This is a genomic window from Cohnella sp. 56 (assembly GCF_037963805.1).
GTDB lineage: Bacteria > Bacillota > Bacilli > Paenibacillales > Paenibacillaceae > Cohnella.
In genome coordinates this window covers 106,956-133,734 of the sequence record NZ_JAZDQE010000003.1, presented here as the reverse complement: position 1 = coordinate 133,734, position 26,779 = coordinate 106,956, and the positions used below count along the sequence as shown (strand labels likewise).

The window sequence follows — 26,779 nt, the reverse complement described above, 5'->3', positions numbered from 1 at the left end:
AAACCGCGGGCGACTATCGCACAAAAGTGCAGGATAAAGCGTCCGATCGGCGGCACTTTCCCAACCGGCGGTATCCATCATGCATTTTTGCGCGGTACACTCGGGCAGCGGCTATCCCTTGCTAATCGCGCCTCCCTCGATCGGCGTGTACCACTGACCATTTTTAATCAGTGAATCATTTTTTGTTTTCGTTTCTAAAAAAACGGCCTTTTCGCCTTTTCACACCTTCGAGTCGGTTAGGATTTCGCACAACAGTGCGCGATCAGACGATGCCTCCCGTGCGTGCGCTTCGCGCATTCGATAAAGACAAAACGAAAGCCTGCAATTTAACATCTTTTTTTAGTTCATGGCGTGCCTTGAACGATAAAAGATGCAAATCTGCAGGCTTTTGTCCCTTTTCTGTCGTGATTTCAAACTTCGCGGCTAAATTGATGCTGTTTTGCAGGCTTTTCTGCTGCGGCACATCGGGTCCGCTAAAAGCCTGCACGGATGCAGGCTTTGCACACTCCCTACTCCCTACTCCCCACTCTACACTCAACGCTCCCCACTCAACGCTCCACACCTCACACTCCCCGCCAGAGCCCTGATCCCATCGACGAGCTCCTTGGCCGATATCAGGCATTACGGGCAACAAGTGCCGCTTAATTTCAAATGTCGCTCCACCATGCCGGCGAAGCTCCGGGCTCCGCCTCGTCCACGGTCACCGTCTCCCCGATCCGGGGCGCGATCAGCCGCACGCCTCGCTTCGCCGCCTCGGCCGAGGCTCTGCGGATCGGATCGTTCCAATCGTGCAGCGCGAGCGTGAATGCGCCCCAGTGGATCGGCAGCAGCACCGCGCCGCGGACGTCGATATGCGCCTGCACCGTCTCCTCCGGCGTCATATGGATCGCCGCCCACCGGGGATCGTATTGGCCGCACTCGACGAGCGTCAGGTCGAACGGGCCGAACCGCTCGCCGATGTCCGCGAAATGCGGGCCGTAGCCGCTGTCGCCGCTGAAAAACACCTTGTGCCCGCCGCCCTCGATGATCCAGGAACACCAGAGCGTCGCATCCCTGCCGGTCAAGCCCCTGCCCGAGAAATGCCGCGCGGGCATGCAGGCGAGCCGGAAGCCCGCCCAGTCGAACGTCTCGTACCAGTCGTGCTCCTCGATCCGTTCCTCGTCCACGCCCCACCGGCGCAGATGCGCCCCCACGCCGAGCGGCACGATGAACCGGCCGACCTTGGGATGCAGTGTGCGGATCGTGCCGTAATCCAGATGATCGTAGTGATCGTGGGAGAAGATCACCGCGTCGATCGGCGGCAGCGCCGCGATCTCGAAGGGCGCGGAGTCCGCGTAGCGCTTGCCGCCGAAGCGGGGGAACGGCGAGGGCGCGCGGCCGAGCATCGGATCGAGCAGCAGCACGCGGCCGCCGATCTCGAGCAGCGCGGCGGAATGGCCCAGCCACGTCACGCGCAGCTGGTCCGGACGCCCGCCCAGCTGCGCCGTGTCGAGCTGGACGACAGGCACCCGTCCGGGGGCGGGCCGCGCATTCGGCCGCCGCTTGACGAAGTCGCGGAGCATGGACAGCTTGTCCGCCGTAGACGACACCATCGAGGTCGGGATCAGATTGCGGAACTTGCCCTCTCGAAAATGGAGGGAGCGGTGCAGACGATGCCCGGCATCCCGGTAGGCATGCGCCCCGAACACAGGATCAAAAGTAGTCACCGCGTATACAGTCGCAGCCAGCAGCAAGGCGGCGAGCACGACGATAAGCAGAATAAGCATAAAATGCATGACCTTCTCTCTGGCTGTTGGCCGGGCGATCGGCCGCCAGCCGATCCGCCCTGCGCTGCGGCGATCATGTCGCGCGGCGCGGGCTGCGGCCGACTGGCAGGCCGGTACCACGATGATATCATCACCGGGCCCGGTTCGCCATCGAGCGGCCCCGCGTCAGCGCTCCGGATTCACGGTCGCCATCCAGCCGTGCGCATCCGGCAGCTCGCCCCGCTGAATGCCGGCGAGCGCATCGTACAAGCTCGCCATCCGGCTCAGCGCTCCGGGTTCACGATCGCCATCCAGCTCAGCGATCCGGGTTCACGATCGCCATCCAGCTCAGCACTCCGGTTTCACGGTCGCCATCCAGCCGTGCGCATCCGGCAGCTCGCCCCGCTGAATGCCGGCGAGCGCATCGTACAAGCGCCGCGACAGCTCGCCTGTCCCGCCGCTGCCGACGGTCAGCCGCTCGCCCTGCCAATGCAGGCTGCCGATCGGAGAGACGACCGCGGCCGTCCCCGTGCCGAACGCCTCGACAAGCGCACCGCTCCGCAGCCCTTCGATCACCTCGCCGATGGCGATCGTACGCTCGCGCACGGCGACGCCCCAGTCCCGCAGCAGGCGTATGATCGAGTCGCGCGTCACGCCGGCCAGGATGCTGCCGCCAAGCGGCGGCGTGACGACCTCGTCGCCCAGCCGGAAAAACACGTTCATGCTTCCCACTTCCTCGACGTATCGGCGTTCGATGCCGTCCAGCCACATCACCTGGGAGCAGCCCAGGCGGCTTGCCGCCTCCTGCGCCTTCAGTCCGGCCGCATAATTGCCCGCCGTCTTGGCGTCCCCCACGCCGCCCGCTACCGCGCGCACATGCTCCGTCTCCACGTAGATCGATACGGGGTGCATGCCTTCCTCATAGTAAGCGCCCACGGGAGAGCAGATGACGACGAAGCGATACGTCCGCGAAGGCGCCACGCCGAGCAGCGGCTCCGTCGCGATGACGAACGGGCGGATATACAGCGCGGTCCCGGGGTCTTCGGGAATCCAGTCCCGCTCGAGCGCCACGAGCCGCTGCACGGCATCAAGCACCGTCGCCTCATCTAGCGGCGGCACGCACATGCGCTCGCACGAGCGGTTCAGCCTCCGAATGTGCTCCAGCGGCCTGAACAGCCTCGCCTGCCCGTCGCTCCCCCACTTGAACGCCTTCATCCCCTCGAACACCGTCTGCCCGTAGTGGAACACCTTGGCCGCCGGGTCCAGCTCCAGCGGTCCGTACGGCACGATGCGTGGCGGCTGCCATCCCGTCCCTTCCTCGCAATCCATGACCAGCATATGATCCGTAAAATATCGGCCGAAGCCAAGTCCGCCCGGACGCGCCTGCAGCTCGCGAAGCTTGGCGGAGCCTGTTGTGTCCCGTTCCATCGCTCCTTCTTCCTCCCTGTGTTTGAAGTTGTTGATTGTAGCATATCGACAATAGAGATATATTTGAAATATCTATTTTGGACGGACATCATACCTGCAAGGTATGTGGCGAGAAAAAGGGCGAGGTGATCCGGCATGGATATCCGGCAGCTGCGTTACTTTGTGACGGTGGCGGAAGAGGGCCAGATTACGGCTGCGGCCAAAAAGCTGCATATGGAACAGCCTCCGCTCAGCAGACAGATGAAGCAAATCGAGGACGAGCTGGGCGTGGTCCTCTTCGACCGGACCGGCAGGCGGCTGCGGCTGACCCCTGCCGGCGAGCGCCTGCGGGAACGGGCGATCCGTCTCCTGGGGCAGCTGGAGGAGACGGTCGCGGAGGTGCGCGAGCATGGCGACGGGGTGCGCGGCGTACTGTCGGTAGGCGCCGTCGTCTCCTGCACGTCGCTGCTCCCCGGACCGCTCGGCCGGTTCCGGGAGCGGCATCCGCAGGTCAGCTTCAAGCTGAGCGAGGGCGACCATCATCTGCTCGGCGAACGGCTCGACCGGCGCGAGATCGAGCTCGCGGTCGCCCGGCTGCCATTCGAGGCGCCGGGCGGCCCGGACCGTTATGCGGTGAAGCCGCTCCCCTCCGACCCGATCGTCGCCCTGCTGCCGGCGGGGCGCATCGGGAGCGGCCGGGACGGTAGCGACGAGCGCGAGGAGCGGGCGGCGGGGCAGATGGCGCAGGGCGATGAGGGCGGAGCATTCGGGCATCGCGCCGGGCGTGGGCCGGTCCCTTCCAACCTCACGCTGGCCGAGCTGGCCGCTTTTCCGCTCGTCTCGCTCAAGACGGACCGCACGGTCGTCATGCACGAGACGATCATGCGCGCGTTCGCGGACGCGGGACTGCATCCCCGCGTGCTGTGCGAATGCGCGAGCGTGGCGATCGCGCTCACGCTCGTCGCCCACGGCTTCGGCGCGGCGCTGCTGCCGAAGTCCGTCATGTCCACCTTCCCGCTGCAGGGAATCGATTGCTTCGAATTAAAGGACGCGAACCTGATGTCAGAGGTCGGGCTCGTCTGGCTCAAGGACCGCTATCTCACACGGGCGGCACGGAGCTTCATCGAATTGTTCGACACCGCCGATGGACAAAGCGCCGGCAGCGGTCTATCATGAGAAGGAATCGAATAGCCAAAATGACGGCAAGGCGCCCCGACGCGAAGCGCGAACGGGCTTAATAGGGAAGCCGGTGCGAATCCGGCGCGGTCCCGCCACTGTAATTGCGGAGCGAAGCGGCCACAGCCACTGTCCGGACGGACGGGAAGGCGCCGCGTCAGCGATGAGGCAAGAGCCAGGAGACCTGCCTTGAACGTCGGTTTTCTCTTTCTTCGGGGGCTTAAGGAAGAGATTGCGCCGCTGCGTTCCTACGCGTCTTCAGGTCACGCCGGACGCCTGCGGAACCGGCGTGTCAGCCGCCATCGAACATGCCAAGCCCCTGCTGAAGGGGCTTTTTTCGTATTTCAGAATTTATAACTTGGTGACGGCGGCAGGGTGTTCGTTCGAGGGCATCACGCAAAAGTGCGATATAGCCGACGAATGGCGAAGCCGTGTCTAGCAGTTCAGGCGAACAACCAAGAGCGGAGGGAACTTGAAGTGACATATATTCGCAAAAGCCGGCTGGCGGCGTTGTTGGTGCTGCTGGCGACGTTATTGGCCGTCGCCGGCTGCAGCGGGTCCGGCGCGGGTCCGGCGGCGGCTCCCGGGCAGTCCAGCGTCGCGGTGACGGCCGAGGTCACGGCGCAGCCGGCTAGCGGCAGCGCTGCGGCGACGGAGACGGTCGCCAGCCCGGCGGCCCCGTCCGAGAGCGCTTCGGCCGAGGTGCCGCCGGCAAGCGGAGCCGCCTCGGCAGCGCAGCCGACCGGCAGCAAGGCTCCAGGCTCCTCCGGGGCCGCCTCTCCGAAGCCAGGTGCGACCGCCGCGCCGACGAAGGGCGCCCCGGCAGCGCAGCCGAGCACCCAGCCGACCGCCACGCCGGCGGCCCAGTCGACGCCGAGCGCCTCCCCCGCAGTCACGCAGCCGCCGCAGGCAGCCGAGATCACGCTGTCGATCGTCGGCGACAGCGACACGGGCACGATCCTGGCGCCCGTGTCCGTCGAGCTCGAGGACGGCGACAGCGTGCTGGACGTGCTGAAGCGCGCGACGCGCAGCCGCGAGATTCAGATGGAGTACATGGGCAGAGGCGCGACGGCTTATGTAGAAGGCATCGATAATTTGTACGAGTTCGACAAGGGCTCGGAGAGCGGCTGGGTATTCCATGTGAACGGCCAGTCTCCCGGCAAGAGCGCGGGCGCGTACAAGCTGAAGGCGGGCGATGTCGTGGAGTGGCTGTATACGCTCGATATGGGCAAGGATGTCGGCACAAGCGCCGGCAAGGAGAGCGGCTCGTGAACGCCGGCGGCTTCGCCGGGCTCCATCCGCTCGTCTGCTTCGTCTACTATGCCGGCATGATCCTGCTCGGCCTGACGCTGTCCCATCCCATCTACCAGCTCGCGTCGCTTGGACTGCTCACCGCGCTGCTGCTCCTGCAGCGGCAGGGCCGCGCGCTCGCGCGGGCCCTCCCCTACTACCTTCTCGTCGGCGGCTTGTTCGCCCTCGTCAATCCGCTGCTGTCCCACCGCGGGCGGCATATTCTCTTCTATCTGTGGGATCAGCCGATCACGCTCGAAGCGGTGCTCTACGGGGCCATGATGATGATGACGATCTTCGCCGTGCTGCTGATGTTCGTCTCGTACCGGATCGTGATGACGACGGACAAGTTCATGTACCTGTTCTCCGCCGTCCTGCCGCAGACCGCGCTGCACGCGTGGATGACGCTGCGGTTCATCCCGCTGTTCGCCCGCAGGTTCAAGCAGATCGAGCTGATCCAGCGCTCGCGGGGCATCGACATGCGTACGGGGGGGCCGGTCCGCAGACTGCGCAATGGCGCGCTGCTCCTGCGCATTCTCATGACCTGGTCGCTCGAGGACGCGATGCGCACGGGCGATTCGATGAAGGCGCGCGGCTACGGCACCGCCGTACGCACCGCCTACTATCCGTACCGGATGGACCGGCGGGACCGGACGATGCTCGCGCTGCTCGGCGCGCTGCTGCTGCTCGCGCTCGCGGGCTGGCGCGAAGGCTGGGGCGTGCTGACGTTATACCCGCGCATGGAGCCGATCCGGCTGTCGTCATGGGAATGGGCTCACTTCGCCATATGCGCGCTGTTCGCAGGCTTGCCGATATTAATTGAAGCAAGGGAGAGATTCCGATGGAGATCGTCGCGGCCGAGCACCTGACCTTCCGCTACCCGGACGAGACGTTGCCTGCGCTGGACGGGATCGACCTGTCCGTGGCGCGGGGCGAATTCGTCGTGCTATGCGGCGCTTCGGGCTCGGGCAAGACGACGCTGCTCCGGCACTTCAAGCGCGAGCTGGCGCCCGTGGGAGAGCTGTCGGGCCTCGTGCGCTACGACGGCCAGCCGCTCTCTGGTCTGCCGGACGGACGCGCGGCCGAGGAGATCGGCTTCGTGTTCCAGCATCCGGAGAGTCAGATCGTCATGGACACGGTATGGCACGAGCTGGCATTCGCGATGGAAAACCGGGGCTATCCGGTCGTCGTCATGCGCCAGCGGCTGGCCGAGCTGTCCAGCTTCTTTGGCCTGGAGCCGCTCATGCAGCGGCCCGTTCACGAGCTGTCGGGCGGACAGACGCAGCTCGTCAATCTGGCGTCGGTGCTGCTGCTGCAGCCGCGCCTGCTGCTGCTCGACGAGCCGACGTCCCAGCTCGATCCCGTCGCGGCGCGCGAGTTCGTGTATTTGCTGCGCCGGCTGAATGAGGAGTTCGGCGTGACGATCGTCGCCAGCGAGCATCGCCTGGACGATATCCTGCCGCTGGCCGACCGGCTGGTGGTCATGGGCGAAGGCCGCATCCTCCGCGACGGCTCGCCCGGCGAGGTGTGCAGGCGGCTCTGGGCCGCGGGAGACGGCCGCGGGCGGCTGTACGTGCCCTCGGTCGCCAGGCTGCTGGCGGCGTTGGGGGATGGGGGCGCGGCGGCTGACGGGCCCGCGGAGGGCGACGGCGCGGCGGCGAGGACGGATGCGGCGGGAACCGCGGATGCGCCGCTGCCGCTGACGGTTCGCGAGGCGGTCGCCGCGATCGACCGGCTGGCAGCGGCGCGGGCGGCTGACGGGCGCGGCGCGGCCGGTCCGATTGCGGGCAGCGCGGCCGCAGGCAGGGCACCGGGCGATGCCGATGCCGCGCATGCCGGTGCCGCGTATGCCGATGCCGCGCATGCCGGGCCGGCCGGCCAGCCGGCAATCGCAGTCGACAGCCGCAAGCGCGGCCCGCTGCGCCTGCCGAAGCGGCCGGGCGCCGCCGGCTTGCCCGCCGAAGCGCTGTCCTGCCGCGAGCTGACCTACCGCTTCGAGCGCGACCTGCCCGACGTGCTGCGCAGCCTCGACCTGCGCGTCTACGAAGGCGAGCTGCTCGCGATTCTCGGCGGCAACGGCGCGGGCAAGTCCACGCTGCTGCAGCTCATGGCAGGCTTGCGCAAGCCGCAGCGCGGCAAGATCGCGGTCGCCGCGGGACGCAAGCTGGGCTATCTCGCGCAAAATCCGCTGCTGTACTTCAGCAGCGACACCGTGCGCGAGGAGTTCGCCCGCGCCGCCGAGCATGCCGGCTACAAGGGCGGCGCGGCGCAGGCGGAGATCGCGCACTGGTCGGACGCGTTCGGCCTCGCGGAGCTCGCGGACCGGCATCCGCACGATCTCAGCGGCGGCCAGCAGCAGAAGCTGGCGCTCGCGCTCGTCCTGCTGCCGCGGCCCGATATCCTGTGCATCGACGAGCCGACCAAGGGACTCGATCCGGATGCCAAGGAAGCGTTCGCCCGGCGTCTGCTCGGGCTGCGCGAGGAAGGCATGACGATCGTCATGGTGACGCACGACGCCGAGTTCGCGGCCCGCCACGCCGACCGCTGCGCGCTGCTCTACGACGGGTCCATTGCCGCCGAGGCGGAGCCCTCGCTCTTTTTCGGCGGCAACTACTTTTACACGACAGCCGTCAACCGGGCGGTCAGACACCGCTACCCGGACGCCGTCACGGCCGAGGAGGTCATGCGCAGATGGGCAAACGAAGAATAGCGCTCCTGATCGCCGCCGTCGTCCTGACGGCCTCGATCGCCGTCGCCTCGGCGGTCTGGGACGGCCACTATCTGCTGCTGTCCGCCGTCGTGATGACGCTCGCGATGGCGCCGCTGCTCATCCGCTTCGAGCGGCGGCGGCTGGAGCCGCGCGAGATCGCGATGCTGGCCGCGCTGGCGGCGGTGGCGGCGCTCGGGCGCATCGCCTTCGCGCCCCTGCCGAGCTTCAAGCCGACGACCTTCGTCGTCATCGTCGCGGCGCTCGTATTCGGCAGCGAGGCCGGCTTCATCGTGGGCGCGGTCGCGGCGCTCGCCTCGAATCTGTTCCTCGGCCAAGGGCCCTGGACGCCATGGCAGATGTTCGCCTGGGGCATGGCCGGCGCCTCCGCCGGCTGGCTGCGCCACACGCGCTTCATGCAGTCGCGGATCGGGCTATGCGCCTTCGGCCTCGTCTGGGGCTTCCTGTTCGGCTGGATCATGAACGTATGGTCGCTGCTCAGCCTCCCCGACGCCTTCGGCTGGCAGCTTGTCCTGATTACCTATGCCCAGAGCTTCTACTTCGATCTCGCGCACGCCGCGGCCAATGTCCTGTTCCTCGGCTTCTTCGGTCTCAGCTGGGTCAGGCTGCTGGATCGGATCCGCAAAAAATACGGGCTGCTGGAGAACACTCGCACACGGGGCTGACGATATCCCGGACGCGGCATACGGCGTTTAGCATCCAAGCCCCCCCGACGCGTGCGTCCGCTGCGTGCATCCGCCGCGAATTCGCCGGATGGCGTCCACGGCCGCTGCCGGCAGCTACGGCTTCGCACCTTAGCGCCGGGCCAGCAGCTCTTCATATCCGGCCAGCCGCTTCATGAGCAGCCCCCTGTTGGCGCAGCCCGTCTTGCGCAGGAGGCTCGACACATGCTTTTTGACCGCAATCTCGCTCACATACATACGGGCGGCGATGTCCGGATTCGTCAAGCCGTGCAGCAGATAGCCGGCGACCTCCCGCTCCCGGCCGGTGAAGTCATAGGGCAGGGACTGCGCAGCCGGCTGGCCCCCGCGCCTCTGGATCAGCTTGCGCATATGAGCCTGCAGCCCGCCCCTTCTCATGTCGGCGGCGTACGTGCCGGCCCTGTGCCCCGGCCCGTAATCGTCGTGCCCGGCCCCGTGGACTTCTTCCATGCCGATCGACAGCAGCAGCTCCCGATAAAAAGGATGCGGCGTCGAACACAGCACAAGGCCGCCCGATGCCAGATATCCCAGCGCTTCCTGAATCAGCTCGGACCGGGCGCGCGCGTCGGCCGTATCCTCCGCGTCAATCATGCGGATAAACCAGCCTGCGGGCGTCTCGGGCGGCACCGCGAGCGCGAGGCGCTCGGCTGGAGTCAGCGTGTGAAAGTACGCCCGGGTCACCGGCCGGCTCGACAGCATGCCGAGCGTATCCCGGTGGATCGGGATAACGGCGAGCAGGCCGATCATGCGTCCCTCGTCATCGCGCAGCAGCTGCACAGCATCCAATCCGAGCGCCAGCCAGTCCGCCGCTTCGGCAAGACGGCCGCGCTCGGCATCCTCCGCAGCGTTCATATCCAGCGTGTGGACCGCGTCGCGCTCATAGTCGACGAACGACTGCGCCTTGCGGCGGGGACGTGTCCGCCGCCGTTCGAGATAGGCCTCAACCTCCGGATAATTGCCCGCACCGAGCGCCTCCAGCCTATGGGCCCGGCGGTCCGACGACGCGCAGAGCACCGCGCGGAGCCGCGAGTCCGCCAATTGATAGAGCAGCTCCAGCAGCAGCCGGCTCGTCCGCTGCGGGTCGCGCTCCCGGCCGAGTCGCTCCGCGCATCCGGCGATGCAGCGTTCGCGGGCGGCGCGCCAAGCATCCGGGCGCTGCGCCCGGAATTCGGCCTGCAGCGCTTCCCGCGCGAGCTCGTGCAGATGCCATCCGCGCGCGTCTCTGATCGTGCACGGCAGGCGCAGCAGCTCCGCGAACGCGGCGGGGTCCGGCACATCTTCGCCGCACGCGGCGCAGAGCATGTCAAAGTCAAAAACACGCAGCAGGGACGCGTGCCATGCGGCCCGGCGCAGTGCCGGACTGCCGCTGCCGCCCAGCCAATCGTCCGCCAGCGGGGCCAGGTCCGGGAATCCCTCGCGGCCCGGGGGCTGTGCGGCGAACCGGCTCAGCAGCAGCGGGATGCCGCCCGACCATGCCGCGGCATGCCTGCGGAGGACCGGGTCCGCCATGCCGACGCGGTCCATGTATGCCGCGATCTCTTGCGGCGACAGCGCGCCAAGCTGCATCTCCAGGCCGAGGCTTCGCCACGCGGGCGAGTCGCGCCAGACGGCGTCGGGCGCATGACGGCCCGAGAGCACGACCAGCACCCGCCTGTCGAGCGCGGGCAGCAGCGCGCCGCGCAGCCATCCCGCGAGTGCGGCGCCGTGCTCCATCGCGTCAATCGCCAGGATGGCGCCCCGTTCGCCGGCCAGCGCATTCAGCGTGCGGACAATCGCGGCCGTCGCTTCCGACAGCTGACTATCTACTCCTCCCTGCTCAGCGGCCTTGTCCGCCTCGTCACACCCCGCCTCCCGATCGCGCAGCGCGTCTCCGATAGCGGCGGCCACGCCTGCCGGCGTCGGCACCGCGTATTGCAGATCGCATGCGATCCAGGGCACGCCGCGCTCGGCCGCAAGCAGACGGAGACGGCCCAGCAGCCAGGTTTTGCCGATGCCCGCCGGCCCGTAGAGATGCACGACCGCCTGTCTGCGCACCGGATCGTCCAGCAGCGCCGCGAATGTCTCCTGCTCCCGTCGCCTGCCCGCGAACAGTCTCGCCTCCATCCGCGCCAGTTCGTCCCCGATCCGCGTGCTTTCTATTCCGGCTTCCCGCTCCGTCATTTTATCCCCGCCCCGCTTTGCGTCTTGCCGCTCTCCTGCGCCCCATCGGGCGTTTATATACTATCGTATACTAGAATGCCGGTTCGTTCGATGATATCTTTTTGGGTAGCGACGTTAAGGGGGGAACCGCAAGATGATTGTCAGCGCATGGAGAGGCCATTACCGCATGACGACGAACGACGAGCACGCACGGCTGGCCGGCAGGCTGGCAAGAGCGCTCCGTGCAGAGCTGCTGCCCGCCGGGGGACGCACGGAGGAATTCGCCTTCGCCGCAGCGGAGCATGATCGGGGATGGATCGGTCTGGACGAGGTGCCGGTCTGGAACGACAGCTCCGACCGCCCGTTTTCCGTAACGGATTATCCGCTCGGACTGCGGCTGCCGTTCTACAAGCAGGGGGTTGCCGAAGTCGAAGCGCAGAGCGCATACGCCGCGTTGCTGTGCAGCATGCACTATACGAATCTTCCGCCCGAATTCATGACGCATATCGTCGGCGGCCCCGCCGCGGGCTTGTCTGCCGCCATCGCGACGGAGAAGGCGCGCCAGAACCGCATACGCAGCAGTCTCGGCCTCTCCTCCGCCGCAGACGAAGCGATGATCGCGCGGCATCTGGCGCTGCTGCAGCTTGCAGATACGCTATCGCTCTATCTATGTACGGCTGTCGGTGCGGATCAGGGCGATATGTCGGCGCCGTTCGCACAATTGTTCAGACGCGCGGCAGCCGCGGTTGTCGGCGGCGAGATCGCGCTGTCCAGGACGTCCGGCGACGTTGTCTCATTGTCCCCGGCCCTCTTCGGGGGGCCGCTGGAGGCTTCCTACCGGACACGCGACGTTCCGGTCGCGCTGATCGAGGAGAAAGGCATCGCAGCCGCGTATGCCCACACGGCATCGGCGGAGACGCACTGTACGATCGGCTGATATCGACGCCACGACGAACTAGAGCACCCGGTTAACAGCTGATAACCGAGTGCTCTAACGTTCCTGTTCGCTATTCAATTGTCTCATTACGCTCCCATCTTAAGTTTCAGGAAGATCACATGGTTCTGCTATTCTCGTGCTGGCAATCTTCGCGGACTTTATTTTTCATGCTCACTCGCTTTGTCGACCTCTGCGGGTCGCGCACGCCTTTCGATGCTGCGCGTGCCTTTCCTATCCTAGCTTGCGCGGAGAGCGTCTCTCCCGCTTTTTCGTGTTGCCGGCACTTATCCGGAAGATATTGCTTGTCCGATTACCTCGATCAGATTGGCCTGGCTGGTCTAACAGGTATAGCCGGTTGACTGAAGATCGTCCTTGCTCGTTCTCGCATGTTGGATTCCCGCATATCCGGACCGCCATGTTACCGAACTGCCGGGCGGCGATGCTTAGCGCATTCTTTGCTGCACGGATATGCTTCGCTTACCTGGCCCATTGGACTATCCCCTTTCCTTTTGGATGGCTTCATTATAAAACAGCGCATTCAGTTATTCAAATATTCTGAATATTGAAATTCGGGCAGAAATCCGCCTCAGCCGCTCTGGGCTCGCAATATCTGTCGAATGCCTAGTTTTTCTCGATTTTGCACCGAATTCCTGGGGTGCTCCTGCTCTTGTTCGAGCTAGTCTTAGTCGGTGGCTGCAGTGACGCGCGCTCAAAAAAAACCGCCTCGGACCATCAGAGTCCGAGGCGGCTGCCTCCACGCGTTCGGATATGAATCAGCGCGGCCTGACTTTAAATCAACTTCGACAAGCGCAACAGCCGTTCGACCAGCACCGCAACTTCGGCACGCGTCAGGTCGGCTTTGGGCGCCAGCATGCCGGCTCCGCGGCCTTGCAGCATCCCCGTCTCCAGCATGGTCTGCATGCTGTCCTGCGCATACAAGGATACTTGCGCAGCATCCGCATACGAGCTGAGCGGCGCTGCCGATACTGTCGCGTCCGTACCGTCGAACCCGGCGACCGCCATCGCCCTCACGAGCATGACCGCCGCCTGCTCGCGCGTCAGACGTTGATTCGGATGGAACTGCCCGGCGCCGACGCCGTCGACCAGATGCGCCTCATAGGCTGCAGAGACCGCTCCGCTATACCACGCGGATGTCGGGATATCCGAGAACGGCGTCTCGCCGGAGCCGGACTTCAGCCCGAGCGCTCTGACCAGGATGGCGGCGAATTCGGCGCGGGTGACGGAGCGGTCGGGCTTGTATGCCCCGCCGCCCGCTCCGGACACGATCAGCCGCGATCCCAGCGCGGTCACGGCATTCTCGGCCCAATGGCCGGACATATCCGCGAACGCCGCCGGATGCGAGACGACCGTATACCAACTGTTCGTGAGGCTGCTGACGACCGCGTAGAGCCGTCCGTTTTCCGCGACGATCTTGGTCGGTACGGAACGTACCGAACCGTCTTCTTCCAATATGACAGCAGTCAGGGAAGCACTGGCTTCCGTGCCTTCCGTCAGCGCGATCTTGCGGCTGACATATCCGCCGAAGCTGTGAATCTCGTATGTCCGTCCTGCGGCGACCGCTGTCACCGAGAAGCCGATTGTATGCGACACCGGCGTCAGTCCCATGTCCGTCAAAATGCTGCCAATGCCGACCGCGCGCGCTTGGCCGGGACGCTCCAGCGCGATATGAATATCGATGTCCGCCAGTTGGATGCCGCCGCCGATCTGTTCGACGATCGCTCCCAGATTCACCAGACTTGCCGGCAGCCGGTAGGCTGCGCCGTCCGTCCTCAGCTCGAGGATCGCATCGCGGTTCGCCAGCGACCGCATCGCCGTGCCGCTCAGCCGGCCTATGAACGTATCAGACGCGGCACGGTCCTCCAGCACGATGGATGGCGCAGATCCGGCCGATGCCAGCGCCGAACCGAGCTTGTCCTCGTCCAGCACGACCGTCGTGACGGTCCGCCCGTTCTCATGCCGGGACTGCACCTTGCCCAGCTTCTCCGGCTTTCCGTTGAAAAGAAGCTGGATCGCGCTGTCCGAATCGGCCTGCGCAGACTCGACCGGCGCGCCCCCTCCGCCGCCGCCCGGCAAACCTCCGGAGCTGCCGCCTGCCGGTTCCGCCGCCTTCGGCGTGACCGGCAGGGACGATGCCGAGACGGCGCCACGGCCGGCCGCGTTAATGGCTCTCACCGTGAACGTATATGCGGTGCCGTTGGTCAGCCCGGTGATGACGATCGGCCCGGAATTCCCGGTGGCGACAATCTGACCGGGCGAGGCCGTAACCTCATAGCCGACGATCGCGCTGCCGCCGTTGTCCGCAGGAGCCTCGAACGATATGATGACCCGGCTGTCTCCCGCAGTTGCTGTTACTGACGTCGGCGCAGACGGTACGGCGATCGGCACCGCCGACAATTCGTTGGAAAGCGCGCTCTCGCCATCCATATTGAGCGATTGCAGCGCAAAATAGTATGTTTTCCCGTTGACGAGTCCTGTCACCGTGTACCCGTACACAGCGGCGCTCACCGTCGCGACGGCATCGCCATATCGTCCAGGGGCCTCGCCTACGAAAATGCGGTAGCGCACCGCGCCTGCGCCGCCGCTCCAGCTGAGTGCGGCCTCCGCCGCCCCTCCTCTTGCCGCTACCAGCAATGGCGAGGCGGGCGCGCCCGCCGAGGCGACGCGGACGACGACCTGGTACGCCTGCGCGGTTCCGTCCGGCGCCGTCACGGTATACGTTACCGGGGAAGTAAAGTCCTGCTCCGTGCCCGACGGCGGCGATACACTCGCCCCGCTGTGCGTGATTGTCGGCACGAGCTTCGTTACATCCGTTCCGTAGGGAACCGTGAGCGAGATCGTCTTGGTTGACTCGTTAACCGTACCCATTACCGACAAGCCGCCGAACTCAAACGAAGTAATTGACTTGGCAGCACTCGGCGCGACGGTCACCGTCACGATGTATGTCCGCTTCGTTCCGTCCGCTGCCGTCACCGTGTATGTCACGGGCGACGTGAAGTCCTGCTCTGCGCCGGACGAAGGCGACACGCTCGCTCCGCTGTGCGTAATTGCAGGCATGAGCTTCGTCACGTCCGTTCCGGAAGGGACGGTCAGCGCGATTGTCTTTGCAGCTTCATCGATAGTGCCTGCGGCAGACAGATCGCCGAGCTCGAACGAGGTGATCGACTTGGAAGAACTTGATGCGACGGTTACTGTCACCATGTATGTCCGCTTCGTCCCGTCCGCTGCCGTCACCGTGTACGACACCGGTGACGTGAAGTCCCGCTCCGCGTCGGAAGATGGCGATACGCTCGCTCCACTGTGCGTAATTGTAGGCACAAGCTTCGTCACGTCCGTTCCGTACGGAACGGTCAGCGTGATTGTCTTCACAGCTTCGTCGATCGTCCCAGCGACAGACAGATCACCGAACTCGAACGATGTGATCGACTTCGCGGGGTTCAACGCAACAATTACCGTCACCACGTAGTCCCGCTTCGTTCCATCCGCCGCTGTCACCGTGTACGTCACCGGTGACGTGAAGTCCTGCTCCGCGTCGGAAGATGGCGATACGCTCGCTCCACTGTGCGTAATTGTCGGCACAAGCTTCGTCACGTTCGTTCCGTACGGAACGGTCAGCGTGATTGTCTTCGCAGCTTCGTCGATCGTCCCAGCGGCAGACAAGTCGCCCAACTCGAACGATGTGATCGACTTGGAAGAACTTGATGCGACGGTTACTGTCACCATGTATGTCCGCTTCGTTCCGTCCGCTGCCGTCACCGTGTATGTCGCAGGCAACGTGAAGTCCTGCTCCGCGCCGGATGAGGGCGATACGCTCGCTCCACTGTGCGTAATTGTAGGCACAAGCTTCGTCACGTCCGTTCCATAAGGAACGGACAACGCGATTGTCTTCGCAGCTTCATCGATCGTGCCTGCGATCGACAGGTCATCAAGCTCGAACGAAAGGATTGACTTGTCAGTGCTCGGCGCGACGGTCACCGTCACCATGTATATCCGCTTCGTTCCATCCGCAGCCGTCACCGTGTACGTCACCGGTGACGTGAAGTCCCGCTCCGCGCCGGATGACGGCGACACGCTCGCCCCGCTGTGCGCAATTGTCGGCACGAGCTTCGTCACGTCCGTTCCATACGGAACGGTCAGCGCGATTGTCTTTGCCGCTTCGTCGATCACGCCAGCTACAGACAGATCACCGAACTCAAACAAGGTGATCGACTTCGCAGGATTCAACGCAACATGCACCGTGACCACATACTCCTGCTTCGTTCCGTCCGCAGCCGTCACCGTGTACGTCACCGGTGACGTGAAGTCCCGCTCCGCGCCGGACAACGGAGATACGCTCCCTCCGCTGTGCGTGATCGTCGGCACGAGCTTCGTCACGTCCGTTCCATACGGAACGGTCAGTGCGATTGTCTTCACAGCTTCGTCGATCACGCCAGCTACAGACAGATCACCGAACTCAAACAAGGTGATCGACTTCGCAGGATTCAACACAACATGCACCGTGACCACATACTCCTGCTTCGTTCCATCCGCAGCCGTCACCGTGTACGTCACCGGTGACGTGAAGTCCCGCTCCGCACCAGACGACGGCGATACGCTCGCTCCGCTGTGCGTAATTGTCGGCACGAGCTTCGTCACGTCCGTTCCATAAGGAACGGACAACGCGATTGTCTTTGCAGCTTCATCGATCGTGCCTGCGACAGACAGATCACCGAACTCGAACGAGGTGATCGACTTCGCAGGATTCAACGCGATAGTCACCGTGACCACATACTCCTGCTTCGTTCCATCCGCCGCTGTCACCGTGTATGTCGCGGGCAACGTGAAGTCCTGCTCCGCGCCGGATGAGGGCGATACGCTCGCTCCACTGTGCGTAATTGTAGGCACAAACTTCGTCACGTCCGTTCCATAAGGAACGGAAAACGCGATTGTCTTTGCCGCTTCGTCGATCACGCCAGCTACAGACAGATCACCAAACTCGAACGATGTGATCGACTTCGCAGGATTCAACACGATAGTCACCGTGACCACATACTCCTGCTTCGTTCCATCCGCCGCTGTCACCGTGTACGTCACCGGTGACGTGAAGTCCTGCTCTGCACCGGACAATGGCGATACACTCGTTCCGTTGTGCGCAATTGTCGGCACGAGCTTCGTCACGTCCGTTCCGTACGGAACGGTCAGCGCGATTGTCTTTGCCGCTTCGTCGATCACGCCAGCTACAGACAGATCACCGAACTCAAACGAGGTGATCGACTTCGCAGGGTTCAACGCAACAATTACCGTCACCAAGTAGTCCCGCTTCGTTCCATCCGTCGCTGTCACCGTGTACGTCACCGGTGACGTGAAGTCCTGCTCCGCGTCGGAAGATGGCGATACGCTCGCTCCACTGTGCGTAATTGTAGGCACAAGCTTCGTCACGTCCGTTCCGTACGGAACGGTCAGCGTGATTGTCTTTGCCGCTTCGTCGATCGTCCCAGCGGCAGACAAGTCGTCCAACTCGAACGATGTGAGCGACTTGGAAGAACTTGATGCGACGGTTACTGTCACCATGTATGTCCGCTTCGTTCCGTCCGCTGCCGTCACCGTGTATGTCGCGGGCAACGTGAAGTCCTGCTCCGCGCCGGATGAGGGCGATACGCTCGCTCCGCTATAAGCGATCGTCGGCACAAGCTTCGTCACATCCGTTCCGTACGGAACGGTCTGCGTGATTGTCTTCGCAGCTTCGTCGATCGTCCCAGCGACAGACAGATCACCGAACTCGAACGATGTGATCGACTTCGCGGGGTTCAACGCAACAATTACCGTCACCACGTAGTCCCGCTTCGTTCCATCCGCCGCTGTCACCGTGTACGTCAGCGGTGATGTGAAGTCCTGCTCTGCACCGGACAAAGGCGATACGCTCGCCCCGCTGTGCGCGATCGTCGGCACGAGCTTCGTCACGTCCGTTCCATACGGAATGGTCAGCGCAATCGTCTTTGCCGCTTCGTCGATCGTGCCAGCTACAGACAGATCACCGAACTCAAACGAGGTGATCGACTTCGCAGGGTTCAACGCAACAGTCACCGTGACCACATACTCCTGCTTCGTTCCATCCACTGCCGTCACCGTGTATGTCACGGGCAGCGTGAAGTCCTGCTCCGTACTGGATGACGGCGATACGCTCCCTCCGCTGTGCGTGATCGTCGGCACGAGCTTCGTCACGTCCGTTCCGTACGGAATGGTCAGCGCAATCGTCTTTGCCGCTTCGTCGATCGTGCCAGCTACAGACAGATCACCGAACTCAAACGAGGTGATCGACTTCGCGGGATTCAACGCCACATGCACTGTCACCACGTAGTCCTGCTTCGTCCCATCCGCAGCTGTCACCGTGTACGTCATCGGCGATGTGAAGTCCTGCTCCGCGCCGGACAACGGCGATACTCTCGCTCCGCTGTGCGTGATCGTCGGCACGAGCTTCGTCACGTCCGTTCCATACGGAACGGTCAGTGCGATTGTCTTCGCAGCTTCATCGATCGTCCCATCGGCAGACAAGTCGTTGAGCTCGAACGAGGTGATCGACTTGGAAGAACTTGGTGAGACGGTTACTGTCACCATATATGTCCGCTTTGTTCCGTCCGCAGCCGTCACCGTGTATGTCACGGGCAGCGTAAAATCCTGCTCCGCGCCGGATGAGGGCGACACGCTCGCTCCGCTATGAGCGATCGTCGGCACAAGCTTTGTCACGTCCGTTCCGTACGGAACGATTAGTGCAATCTTCTTCGCAGCTTCGTCGATCATGCCAGCGACAGACAGATCACCAATCTCGAACAAGGTGATCGACTTCGCGGGATTCAACGCAACATGCACTGTCACCACGTAGTCCTGCTTGGTTCCGTCCATCGCCGTCACGGTGTATGTCAACGGCGATGTGAAGTCCTGCTCCGCGCCGGACAAGGGCGATACGCTCGCTCCGTTGTGCGCAATTGTCGGCATGAGCTTCGTCACGTCCGTTCCGTACGGAACGGTCAGCGCGATTGTCTTTGCCGCTTCGTCGATCATGCCAGCGACAGACAGATCACCAATCTCGAACGAGGTGATCGACTTCGCGGGATTCAACGCAACATGCACCGTCACCACATACTCCTGCGTCGTTCCATCGGCAGCCGTCAACGTGTATGTCACGGGCAACGTGAAGTCCTGCTCCGCGCCGGACAAGGGCGATACGCTCGCCCCGCTGTGCGCAATCGTCGGCGCGAGCTTCGTCACGTCCGTTCCATATGGAGCGGTCAGCGCAATCGTCTTCGCAGCTTCGTCAATCGTGCCAGCTACAGACAGATCACCGAACTCAAACGAGGTGATCGACTTCGCGGGATTCAACGCCACAGTCACCGTCACCACGTAGTCCTGCTTCGTTCCGTCCGCAGCCGTCACCGTGTACGTCACCGGTGACGTGAAGTCCCGCTCCGCGCCGGACAACGGAGATACGCTCCCTCCGCTGTGCGTGATCGTCGGCACGAGCTTCGTCACATCCGTTCCGTACGGAACGGTCAGCGCAATCGTCTTTGCCGCTTCGTCAATCGTGCCAGCTACAGACAGATCACCGAACTCAAACGAGGTGATCGACTTCGCGGGATTCAACGCAACATACACTGTCACCACGTAGTCTTGCTTGGTTCCGTCCATCGCCTCGACCGTGTACGTCACCGGTGATGTGAAGTCCTGCTCCGCGCCGGACAATGGCGATACACTCGTTCCGTTGTGCGCAATTGTCGGCACGAGCTTCGTCACGTCCGTTCCGTACGGAACGGTCAGCGCGATCGTCTTCGCAGCTTCATCGATCGTCCCATCGGCAGACAAGTCGTTGAGCTCGAACGAGGTGATCGACTTGGAAGAACTTGGTGAGACGGTTACTGTCACCATGTATGTCCGCTTTGTTCCGTCCGCAGCCGTCACCGTGTATGTCACGGGCAGCGTAAAATCCTGCTCCGCGCCGGATGAGGGCGACACGCTCGCTCCGCTATGAGCGATTGTCGGCACAAGCTTCGTCACGTCCGTTCCGTACGGAACGGTCAGCGCAATCGTCTTCGCGGTTTCGTCGATCATGCCAGCTACAGACAGATCACCAATCTCGAACAAGGTGATCGACTTCGCGGGGTTCAACGCAACAATTACCGTCACCACGTAGTCCTGCTTCGTCCCATCCGCCGCTTTCACCGTGTACGTCACCGGCGATGTGAAGTCCTGCTCCGCACCAGACGACGGCGACACGCTCGCCCCGCTATGCGTAATCGTCGGCACGAGCTTCGTTACATCCGTTCCATAAGGAACGGACAACGCGATTGTCTTCGCAGCTTCCTCGATCGTGCCTGCGGCAGACAAGTCGCCGAGCTCGAACGAGGTGATCGACTTCGCGGGATTCAACGCCACAGTCACCGTGACCACATACTCCTGCTTCGTCCCATCCGCAGCCGTCACGGTGTATGTCAACGGCGACGTAAAGTCTTGCTCTGCACCAGACGACGGCGATACGCTCGCCCCGCTGTGCGCGATCGTCGGCACGAGCTTCGTTACATCCGTTCCGTACGGAACGGACAACGCGATTGTCTTCGCAGCTTCATCGATCGTGCCAGCTACAGACAGATCACCGAACTCAAACGAGGTGATTGACTTCGCGGGATTCAACGCAACACTCACCGTGACCACATACTCTTGCGTCGTTCCATCCGCAGCCGTCACCGTGTACGTCACCGGCGACGTGAAGTCCCGCAACGCGCCGGATGACGGCGATACGCTCGCCCCGCTGTGCGTGATCGTCGGCGTGAGCTTCGTCACATCCGTTCCATACGGAACGGTCAGCGCAATCGTCATTGCCGCTTCGTCGACCGTGCCAATCACGGACAAGTCGCCGAACTTAAACAAGGTGATCGACTTCGCGGGATTCAACGCAACATGCACTGTCACCACGTAGTCCTGCTTGGTTCCGTCCATCGCCTCGACCGTGTACGTCACCGGTGACGTGAAGTCCTGCTCCGCGCCAGACAAAGGCGATACGCTCGCCCCGCTGTGCGTGATCGTCGGCATGAGCTTCGTCACATCCGTTCCATACGGAACGGTCAGCGCGATTGTCTTCGCCGGCTCGTCGATTGCGCCTGCCACAGACGGCGACAGCCCGTCGAATGCGAAGCTCGCGATCGTCTTGCGCGCGGCCTCGATGTTGGCGGCGTCGATGGCGGCCTGAAGCTCGGCCACATTCGCGAATCCGTCCGCAGCTTCGACCGCTGCCTTGTACGCCGGCAGATTGGTCGCCTTCAGACCGGTCGCGCCCGCCGCTTCGAGCTGTCCGAGCGTCAGTGCGCCGGCATCGTTCGCGGCGGCATAGCCTGAGATCGTGAGCAGCCGGGCGGCTCGCGCCTCCGTGTTAGCCCCATCAACGAGCGCCTGAAGCGCCGTCAGGCCGGCAATTTGACCGGCGCTCCCGACGGCAGTACGATAGTCCGCAAGATTGGCCTCATACAGCGACGTCACACCCGCAGCAGCCAATTCGGCCAGCGTCAGCGCCGAGGCGTCTCCCGCAGCCGCATAATCCTGAATGTGCGACAACGCGACCATCGGGTCCGGTACGAACAGCGTGTAATACTCGCCGCCGTCCGTACCATAGTAAGGACCGTAGACAAGCTTCGCCGAATCCAGATTCACGCTGGGGCGCACGCCGCTCTGCAAGTCCCGGTAATGTCTGTCGAAGCTGCCGTTGCCCGCCACATAGAACAAGGTCGGACTGTTGCTGTATGAAGGCGACCGTGTCCAGTACTCTGCCCCGGCCGCCCGGTACACATCCGCGCCTGCGACGGCCGTGCCGTGATCCTTGTACATCAATCCGGTATCCGTATAGCCCCATTCGGCCGCGGACAACAGGAATACCGTCTCGTCCGTCGTCGCCTGCCCGTACGTCATCGTCGTCGCCGGCTTGATCGCATCCTTGAAGCGAACCGACAGTGTCGTGTAAAAGTCCCCCCGCAGCCAGGCGCGCAAATCCGAGTTGTCCCAGCGCGACTCGGACGTGTAGGCCGTATAATACAGGCGGCTGCCCGAAGGATGGACGTCCCGGAGCGTCAGCAGCGTGCTGCCTGTACCGAAGTGTCCGTGCGACATGACGAGCCACGGCTGCGCAAAGCCCGCCGTATCGCGGACCGTCGCCCCGTCCGGCAGCTCGCCGAGCGGCTGCGGGATCAGCGCCGTCACGCGGTCCTGATCGGCATTGACGCCGTCGACCAGAGCCTGCAAGGCGGCCGGCGTCGGCACCGCAGCCGCCTTCGCGACCGCGGCCCGGTAGGCCGCGATGCGGCCGGCGCGCACACCGCCCGCGCCCGTCGCTTCCAGCGCCTGCGCCGTCAACGCCGTGGCGTCGCCCAGCGCGGCATAACCGTGGACGACGGCCAGCGCATTGGCCCGATCGACCAGCGTCTGCAGCGCCGCCCGATCGGGGATGCCGCCGACGCCTGCGGCGGCGACGTACGCCCGGTAGGCGTCGAGATTCGCCGCCGACAGCCGCACGGCATCCGCAGCCGCCAGCTCCGCGAGCGTCATCGCCGTGGCGTCGCCCGCCGCCGCATAAGCCTGCAGCCGCTGGAGCAGCGCTCCATAGGCCTCGTCATTCGCCTGGTCGATCAGCGCCTGCAAGGCGCCCAGCGAGGCAATCTCGTCAGCGCCTTCAATCGCGGTGCGGTACCTGGGCAGATTGCCATCCGCCAGTCCCGTGGCGCCGGCCGCCCGCAGCTGCTCCAGCGTCAGCGCCGAAGCGTCGTCCGCCGCGGCGTAGCCCGAGATTGCGGCGAGCCAGCTCGCGCGTGCCGCCGTATTGGCGCCGTCGATGAGCGCCTGCAGCGCAGCGGCGTCCGCAATCTGGCCCGCGCTCCCGACAGCCGCCCGATAGGCGTCCAGGTTGGCGTCCAGCAGGTCCGAGATGCCGACTGCCTGGAGCTGCGCGAGCGTCATCGCCGAAGCGTCGCCGGCAGCCGCGTATGTGCGCAGCGTGGACAGCACGGCGGCCGGATCAGGCGCGAACAGCGTATAATACGCGCTGCCGCCCGCGTCGTAATAAGGCCCGTACGCCCGGACTTCCGCTGTCAGATTGACGCTCGGCCGAACGCCGAGCACTGCGCCGTCGTAATAGCGCAGATTGAAGCCTCCGTTCGTAGCGACGAAAAACAGGCTCTGACTGTTGCTGTAGCCCGGAGACCGGGTCCAATAGGCATCGTTCAGCTTACGGTAGCCGGCCGCGCCCGCGACCGCCGTTCCGTGGCTTTTGTACATATCGTATGTGTCGCTGTAGCCCCATTCGGCGGCAGACAGCAGGAACACCGTCTCGCCCGTCACCTTCAGATCGTACGTTATTGTCGTCGTCGGCTCGACTGCGAGCTTGAACGCATCGGATAAGGTGTCGTAAAAGCTGCCGCGCAGCCAGGCCCGAATATTCGAGTTGTCCCAGCGGGTGTCGGTATTGTTCGCATAAGAGGTGTAATAAGCACGATAGCCGCCCGGGTGGACGCCCTTGAGCACGAGCAGCGTCTTGCCCGCGCCGAAATGTCCCTGCGACAGCACGAGCCACGGCTGCGCGAAGCCGCGCACGTCCCGTACGACGGTGCCCGCCGGCAGATCGCCGAGCTTCACGGAGACGAGCGCGGCGACCTGATCCTGGGCGGCATTGACCGTGTCGACCATCGCTTGCAGCGCCCCGAGACTCGCGAGCCCGCCGCCCGCGGCGATCGCCGAGCGGTAAGCGCCGATGTAGCTGCCGCTCACATCGGCCGCCCCGGTCGCGCGCAGCTGCGCAGCCGTCAGCGCGGAGGCGTCGCCTCCGGCGGCATAGCCGCGTACAATCGCCAGTGCATTGGCGCGGTCCACCAAGGTCTGCACGGCCGCCCGATCCGGAATGCCGCCCGCCCCTGCGGCGGCGATATACGCCTGATAGATGTCCAGGCGGTCTGGCTCCGCTCCCGTCGCGCCCGCAAGCGCCAGCTCCTCGAGCGTCAGCGCCGAGGCATCCCCGCTCGCCGCATAGTCTTGCAGCCGCTGCAGCAGCGCCGCGTCCGCCGCGGCATTGGCCTGATCGACGAGCGTCTGCAGCGCTGCCGTCGACGCGACCGCGTCAGCGCCGGCAATCGCGGTGCGGTACCGTCCGAGGTTCGACTCGGACAGCCGGATCGCACCGCCCGCGCGCAGCTGCGACAGCGTGAGCGCCGAAGCGTCGTCCGAGGCGGCATAGCCGGAGATGACGGCGAGCCAGGACGGCATTGCCGCCGCATCGGCGCTCTCGATCAGCGACCGCAGCGCCGCGGCGTCCGCAATGGCGCCTGCGCCGGCGACCGCTGTCCGATAACGGTCCAGATTGACATCCAGCGCGTCCGCGATGCCGACGGCCGCGAGCTGCGCAAGCGTGAGCCCGGCGGCGTCCCCCGCCGCGGCATAAGCGCGGATCTTGGCCAGCTCGACGGCAGGATCGGGCGCGAACAGCGTGTAATAGGGCTGGCCGCCGCCGTCGAAGTAAGGACCGTACGCATCGGCCGCCGCATCGAGGTTGACGCTCGGACGTACGGCGTATGTCCCCGAGTTATAGTACCGCGTGCCCACAGAGCCGTCGCTCCAGACGGTGAACAACGTCTGGCTGTTGTTGTAGGCCGGCGAGCGCGTCCAATACTCCGTCCCGAGCTTGCGGTAGCCCTGCGCACCGGAGACGGCCGTACCGTGGTTGTCGTACAGATTGGAGGCGTTCGTGTAGCCCCACTCCGCGGCGGACAGCAGGAACACCGTCTCGTTCACCGTTCGGTCGTACGTAGGCACCGCCGTCGTCCGCACTGCGCCGCGGAACCGCGCCGACAGCGACGCGTAGAAGTCGCTGCGCAGCCAGGCGCGCAGGTCCGACGTCTCCCACCGGCTCGCCGTGCCGTCCGTATAAGCCGAATAATAGCTCCGGCTGCCGGCCGGATGAACGCCTTGCAGGAGCAGCAGCGTCTTGTCCGCTCCGAAGTGGCCCTGCGACAGCACGAGCCACGGCTGCGCGAAGCCTGCAAGATCCTTCACGACGGCGCCCTGCGGCAGCGTGCCGAGCGGCACCGGGACGAGCGCGGCCGCGCGGTCCAGCGCGGCGTTCGCCCGATCGACGAGCGCCTGCACCGCCGCCGTATTCGCGAGCGCTCCCGCCTGCGCCAGCGCCGCCCTGTAGGCAGGCAAGGCGTCTGCGCGCACGCCCGACGCGCCTGCCGCCGTCAGCTCTGCGGCCGTCAATGGCGCCGCGTCCTGGAGCGACGCGTAGCCCTGCAGGACCGTCAGCGCATTCGCCCGGTCGATCAGCGTCTGCAGCGCCGGCACGTCCGCGATCGTCCCCGCCGAAGCGACCGCCGCCCGATAGGCGTCCAGATGGCTCGCAGTCAGTCGCTGCAGCCCCAGATCCGTCAGCTGCGCGAGCGTGAGTCCTGTTGCGTCGCCAGCGGCCGCATAGCCCTGAACGACCGCCATCTGCGCCTGTGAAGCTTGTCCGTTCACGGCGTCCGCAATGGCCTGCAAGGCAGGCGTGTCCGCAATGTCCGCCGCCGCCGCGATCGCCGCCTTGTAGGCGTCCAGGTTGGAGGCCAGCAGTCCGGAGGCGCCCGCCGCCTCCATCTGCTCCAGCGTCAGCGCCGAAGCGTCGTCCGAGGCGGCATAGCCCGACAAGACGGCGAGCCAGGTCGGCCTTCGCGCCGAATTGATGTCCGTCACGAGTGTCTGCACCGCCGCCGCATCCGCAATCGCCCCGGCCTGCGCGATCGCCGTCTTGTAGGCGTCCAGATTCACCGCATACGCCGGCGAGGCGCCCACCGCGCGCAGCTCCTCCATATATAGCCCGCTTGCGTCTCCCGCTGCCGCGTAGGCCTTGATGCGGGCAAGCGTCTGCGCGGGATCGGGGCTGAACAGGGCATAGTACGGCTTGCCCTGCGCATCCGTGAACGGCCCGTAGACCGGCGTGCCCGGCTCGATATTGAGGCTGGGTTTGACGCCGGAGGCGTTGGTGTAGTACAGCTCGTATATCGTACCGTTGGAATAAACGTAAAAGAGCGACGGACTGTTGTCATAGGCCGGCGAACGCGTCCAATACGACGCCCCGAGCGTCCGGTAGCTGGCGGCGCCGTCGATATAGGTGCCGTGATCCAGCTTCAGGTTCGCGCCCGAGTAGCCCCACTCGGCCGCCGACAGCAGGAACACCGTCTCGTCCGTCAGCGTCTCGCCGTAGGTCACGGTCGTCGTCGGCAAGATCGCCTGACGAAGCGCAGGAGACAGCGTGCTGTAAAAGTCGGCGCGCAGCCAGGCGCGAATGTCCGATGTCTCCCACTTGGTCGGCATCGAGACGTAATATTTGCGGTTGCCGCTGCCGTGCAGTCCCTTCAGCGTCAGCAGCGTCTTGCCGGCACCGAAGTGATCGTGGGACATGACGATCCACGGCGCGGTATATCCGCTCACGTCCCGGACGTTCGTGCCGATCGGCAGCTCGCCCACCGTCAAACCGGCCGCCACGGCCGTTCGGCCGTACGCGAGCCCGGCCGCGACCGACAGCGCCAGTGCGGCGCACAGCACCAGTCCGTATTTTTTCCACCAAGCCATATGTTCTTAACCTCCGTCGCTCTCTTGC

At 64.6% G+C, this 26,779-nt stretch carries 11 protein-coding genes and 1 riboswitch; of the genes, 6 read left to right on the top strand and 5 right to left on the bottom strand.

The genetic code is table 11. The annotated features are described in order from the left end of the window. Positions 1-262: 262 nt before the first annotated feature. The 3 genes from VQ071_RS06240 to VQ071_RS06230 all read right to left on the bottom strand — a co-directional run bounded on the left by VQ071_RS06240 (position 263) and on the right by VQ071_RS06230 (position 3,173). Positions 263-562, bottom strand: coding sequence for a hypothetical protein (locus VQ071_RS06240; protein WP_340513032.1), 300 nt, complete (start codon positions 560-562; stop codon positions 263-265). A gap of 85 nt (positions 563-647) precedes the next feature. Continuing rightward, positions 648-1,766, bottom strand: coding sequence for an MBL fold metallo-hydrolase (locus VQ071_RS06235; protein WP_340513031.1), 1,119 nt, complete (start codon positions 1,764-1,766; stop codon positions 648-650). A gap of 327 nt (positions 1,767-2,093) precedes the next feature. Further along, positions 2,094-3,173: a branched-chain amino acid aminotransferase gene (locus VQ071_RS06230; protein ID WP_340513030.1), complete on the bottom strand. Its 1,080-nt coding sequence runs from the start codon at positions 3,171-3,173 to the stop codon at positions 2,094-2,096. Between the two features lie 135 nt (positions 3,174-3,308). On the opposite strand from VQ071_RS06230, the gene VQ071_RS06225 reads away from it, so the two are divergent. From VQ071_RS06225 to VQ071_RS06205, 5 genes are all read left to right on the top strand, one after another. Beyond that, positions 3,309-4,328, top strand: coding sequence for a LysR family transcriptional regulator (locus VQ071_RS06225; protein WP_340513029.1), 1,020 nt, complete (start codon positions 3,309-3,311; stop codon positions 4,326-4,328). A gap of 13 nt (positions 4,329-4,341) precedes the next feature. Next, positions 4,342-4,534, top strand: a riboswitch (cobalamin riboswitch). A gap of 271 nt (positions 4,535-4,805) precedes the next feature. Beyond that, a complete protein-coding gene (locus tag VQ071_RS06220; RefSeq protein ID WP_340513028.1) occupies positions 4,806-5,600 on the top strand; it encodes a DUF4430 domain-containing protein in 795 nt (264 codons plus the stop codon). Beyond that, on the top strand, positions 5,597-6,487 hold the full coding sequence (locus VQ071_RS06215; RefSeq protein ID WP_340513026.1) for an energy-coupling factor transporter transmembrane component T: 891 nt from the start codon (positions 5,597-5,599) through the stop codon (positions 6,485-6,487). Before VQ071_RS06220 ends, VQ071_RS06215 begins: the two co-directional genes overlap by 4 nt. Beyond that, complete coding sequence (locus tag VQ071_RS06210; protein WP_340513025.1) at positions 6,460-8,328, top strand: ABC transporter ATP-binding protein; 1,869 nt, start codon at positions 6,460-6,462, stop codon at positions 8,326-8,328. Before VQ071_RS06215 ends, VQ071_RS06210 begins: the two co-directional genes overlap by 28 nt. Continuing rightward, positions 8,310-9,011 carry an ECF transporter S component gene (locus VQ071_RS06205; RefSeq protein WP_340513024.1) on the top strand — a complete coding sequence of 234 codons (702 nt, stop codon included), beginning with the start codon at positions 8,310-8,312 and terminating at the stop codon, positions 9,009-9,011. Before VQ071_RS06210 ends, VQ071_RS06205 begins: the two co-directional genes overlap by 19 nt. A gap of 129 nt (positions 9,012-9,140) precedes the next feature. Here the strand turns inward: VQ071_RS06205 and VQ071_RS06200 are convergent, their stop codons facing one another. Continuing rightward, positions 9,141-11,207, bottom strand: coding sequence for a LuxR family transcriptional regulator (locus tag VQ071_RS06200; RefSeq protein ID WP_340513023.1), 2,067 nt, complete (start codon positions 11,205-11,207; stop codon positions 9,141-9,143). Positions 11,208-11,340: 133 nt separating this feature from the next. On the opposite strand from VQ071_RS06200, the gene VQ071_RS06195 reads away from it, so the two are divergent. After that, positions 11,341-12,123, top strand: coding sequence for a DUF3891 family protein (locus VQ071_RS06195; protein ID WP_340513022.1), 783 nt, complete (start codon positions 11,341-11,343; stop codon positions 12,121-12,123). A gap of 789 nt (positions 12,124-12,912) precedes the next feature. Here the strand turns inward: VQ071_RS06195 and VQ071_RS06190 are convergent. After that, a complete protein-coding gene (locus tag VQ071_RS06190) occupies positions 12,913-26,751 on the bottom strand; it encodes a DUF5018 domain-containing protein (protein ID WP_340513021.1) in 13,839 nt (4,612 codons plus the stop codon). Positions 26,752-26,779 lie beyond the last annotated feature (28 nt).

Bases quoted from the DNA above. Each gene is read 5' to 3' on its own strand.
- VQ071_RS06210 (WP_340513025.1), top strand. From the start codon at position 6,460: ATGGAGATCGTCGCGGCCGAGCACCTGACCTTCCGCTACCCGGACGAG.
- VQ071_RS06225 (WP_340513029.1), top strand. From the start codon at position 3,309: ATGGATATCCGGCAGCTGCGTTACTTTGTGACGGTGGCGGAAGAGGGC.
- VQ071_RS06230 (WP_340513030.1), bottom strand. From the start codon at position 3,173: ATGGAACGGGACACAACAGGCTCCGCCAAGCTTCGCGAGCTGCAGGCG.
- VQ071_RS06235 (WP_340513031.1), bottom strand. From the start codon at position 1,766: ATGCTTATTCTGCTTATCGTCGTGCTCGCCGCCTTGCTGCTGGCTGCG.
- VQ071_RS06205 (WP_340513024.1), top strand. From the start codon at position 8,310: ATGGGCAAACGAAGAATAGCGCTCCTGATCGCCGCCGTCGTCCTGACG.
- VQ071_RS06190 (WP_340513021.1), bottom strand. From the start codon at position 26,751: ATGGCTTGGTGGAAAAAATACGGACTGGTGCTGTGCGCCGCACTGGCG.
- VQ071_RS06195 (WP_340513022.1), top strand. From the start codon at position 11,341: ATGATTGTCAGCGCATGGAGAGGCCATTACCGCATGACGACGAACGAC.
- VQ071_RS06200 (WP_340513023.1), bottom strand. From the start codon at position 11,207: ATGACGGAGCGGGAAGCCGGAATAGAAAGCACGCGGATCGGGGACGAA.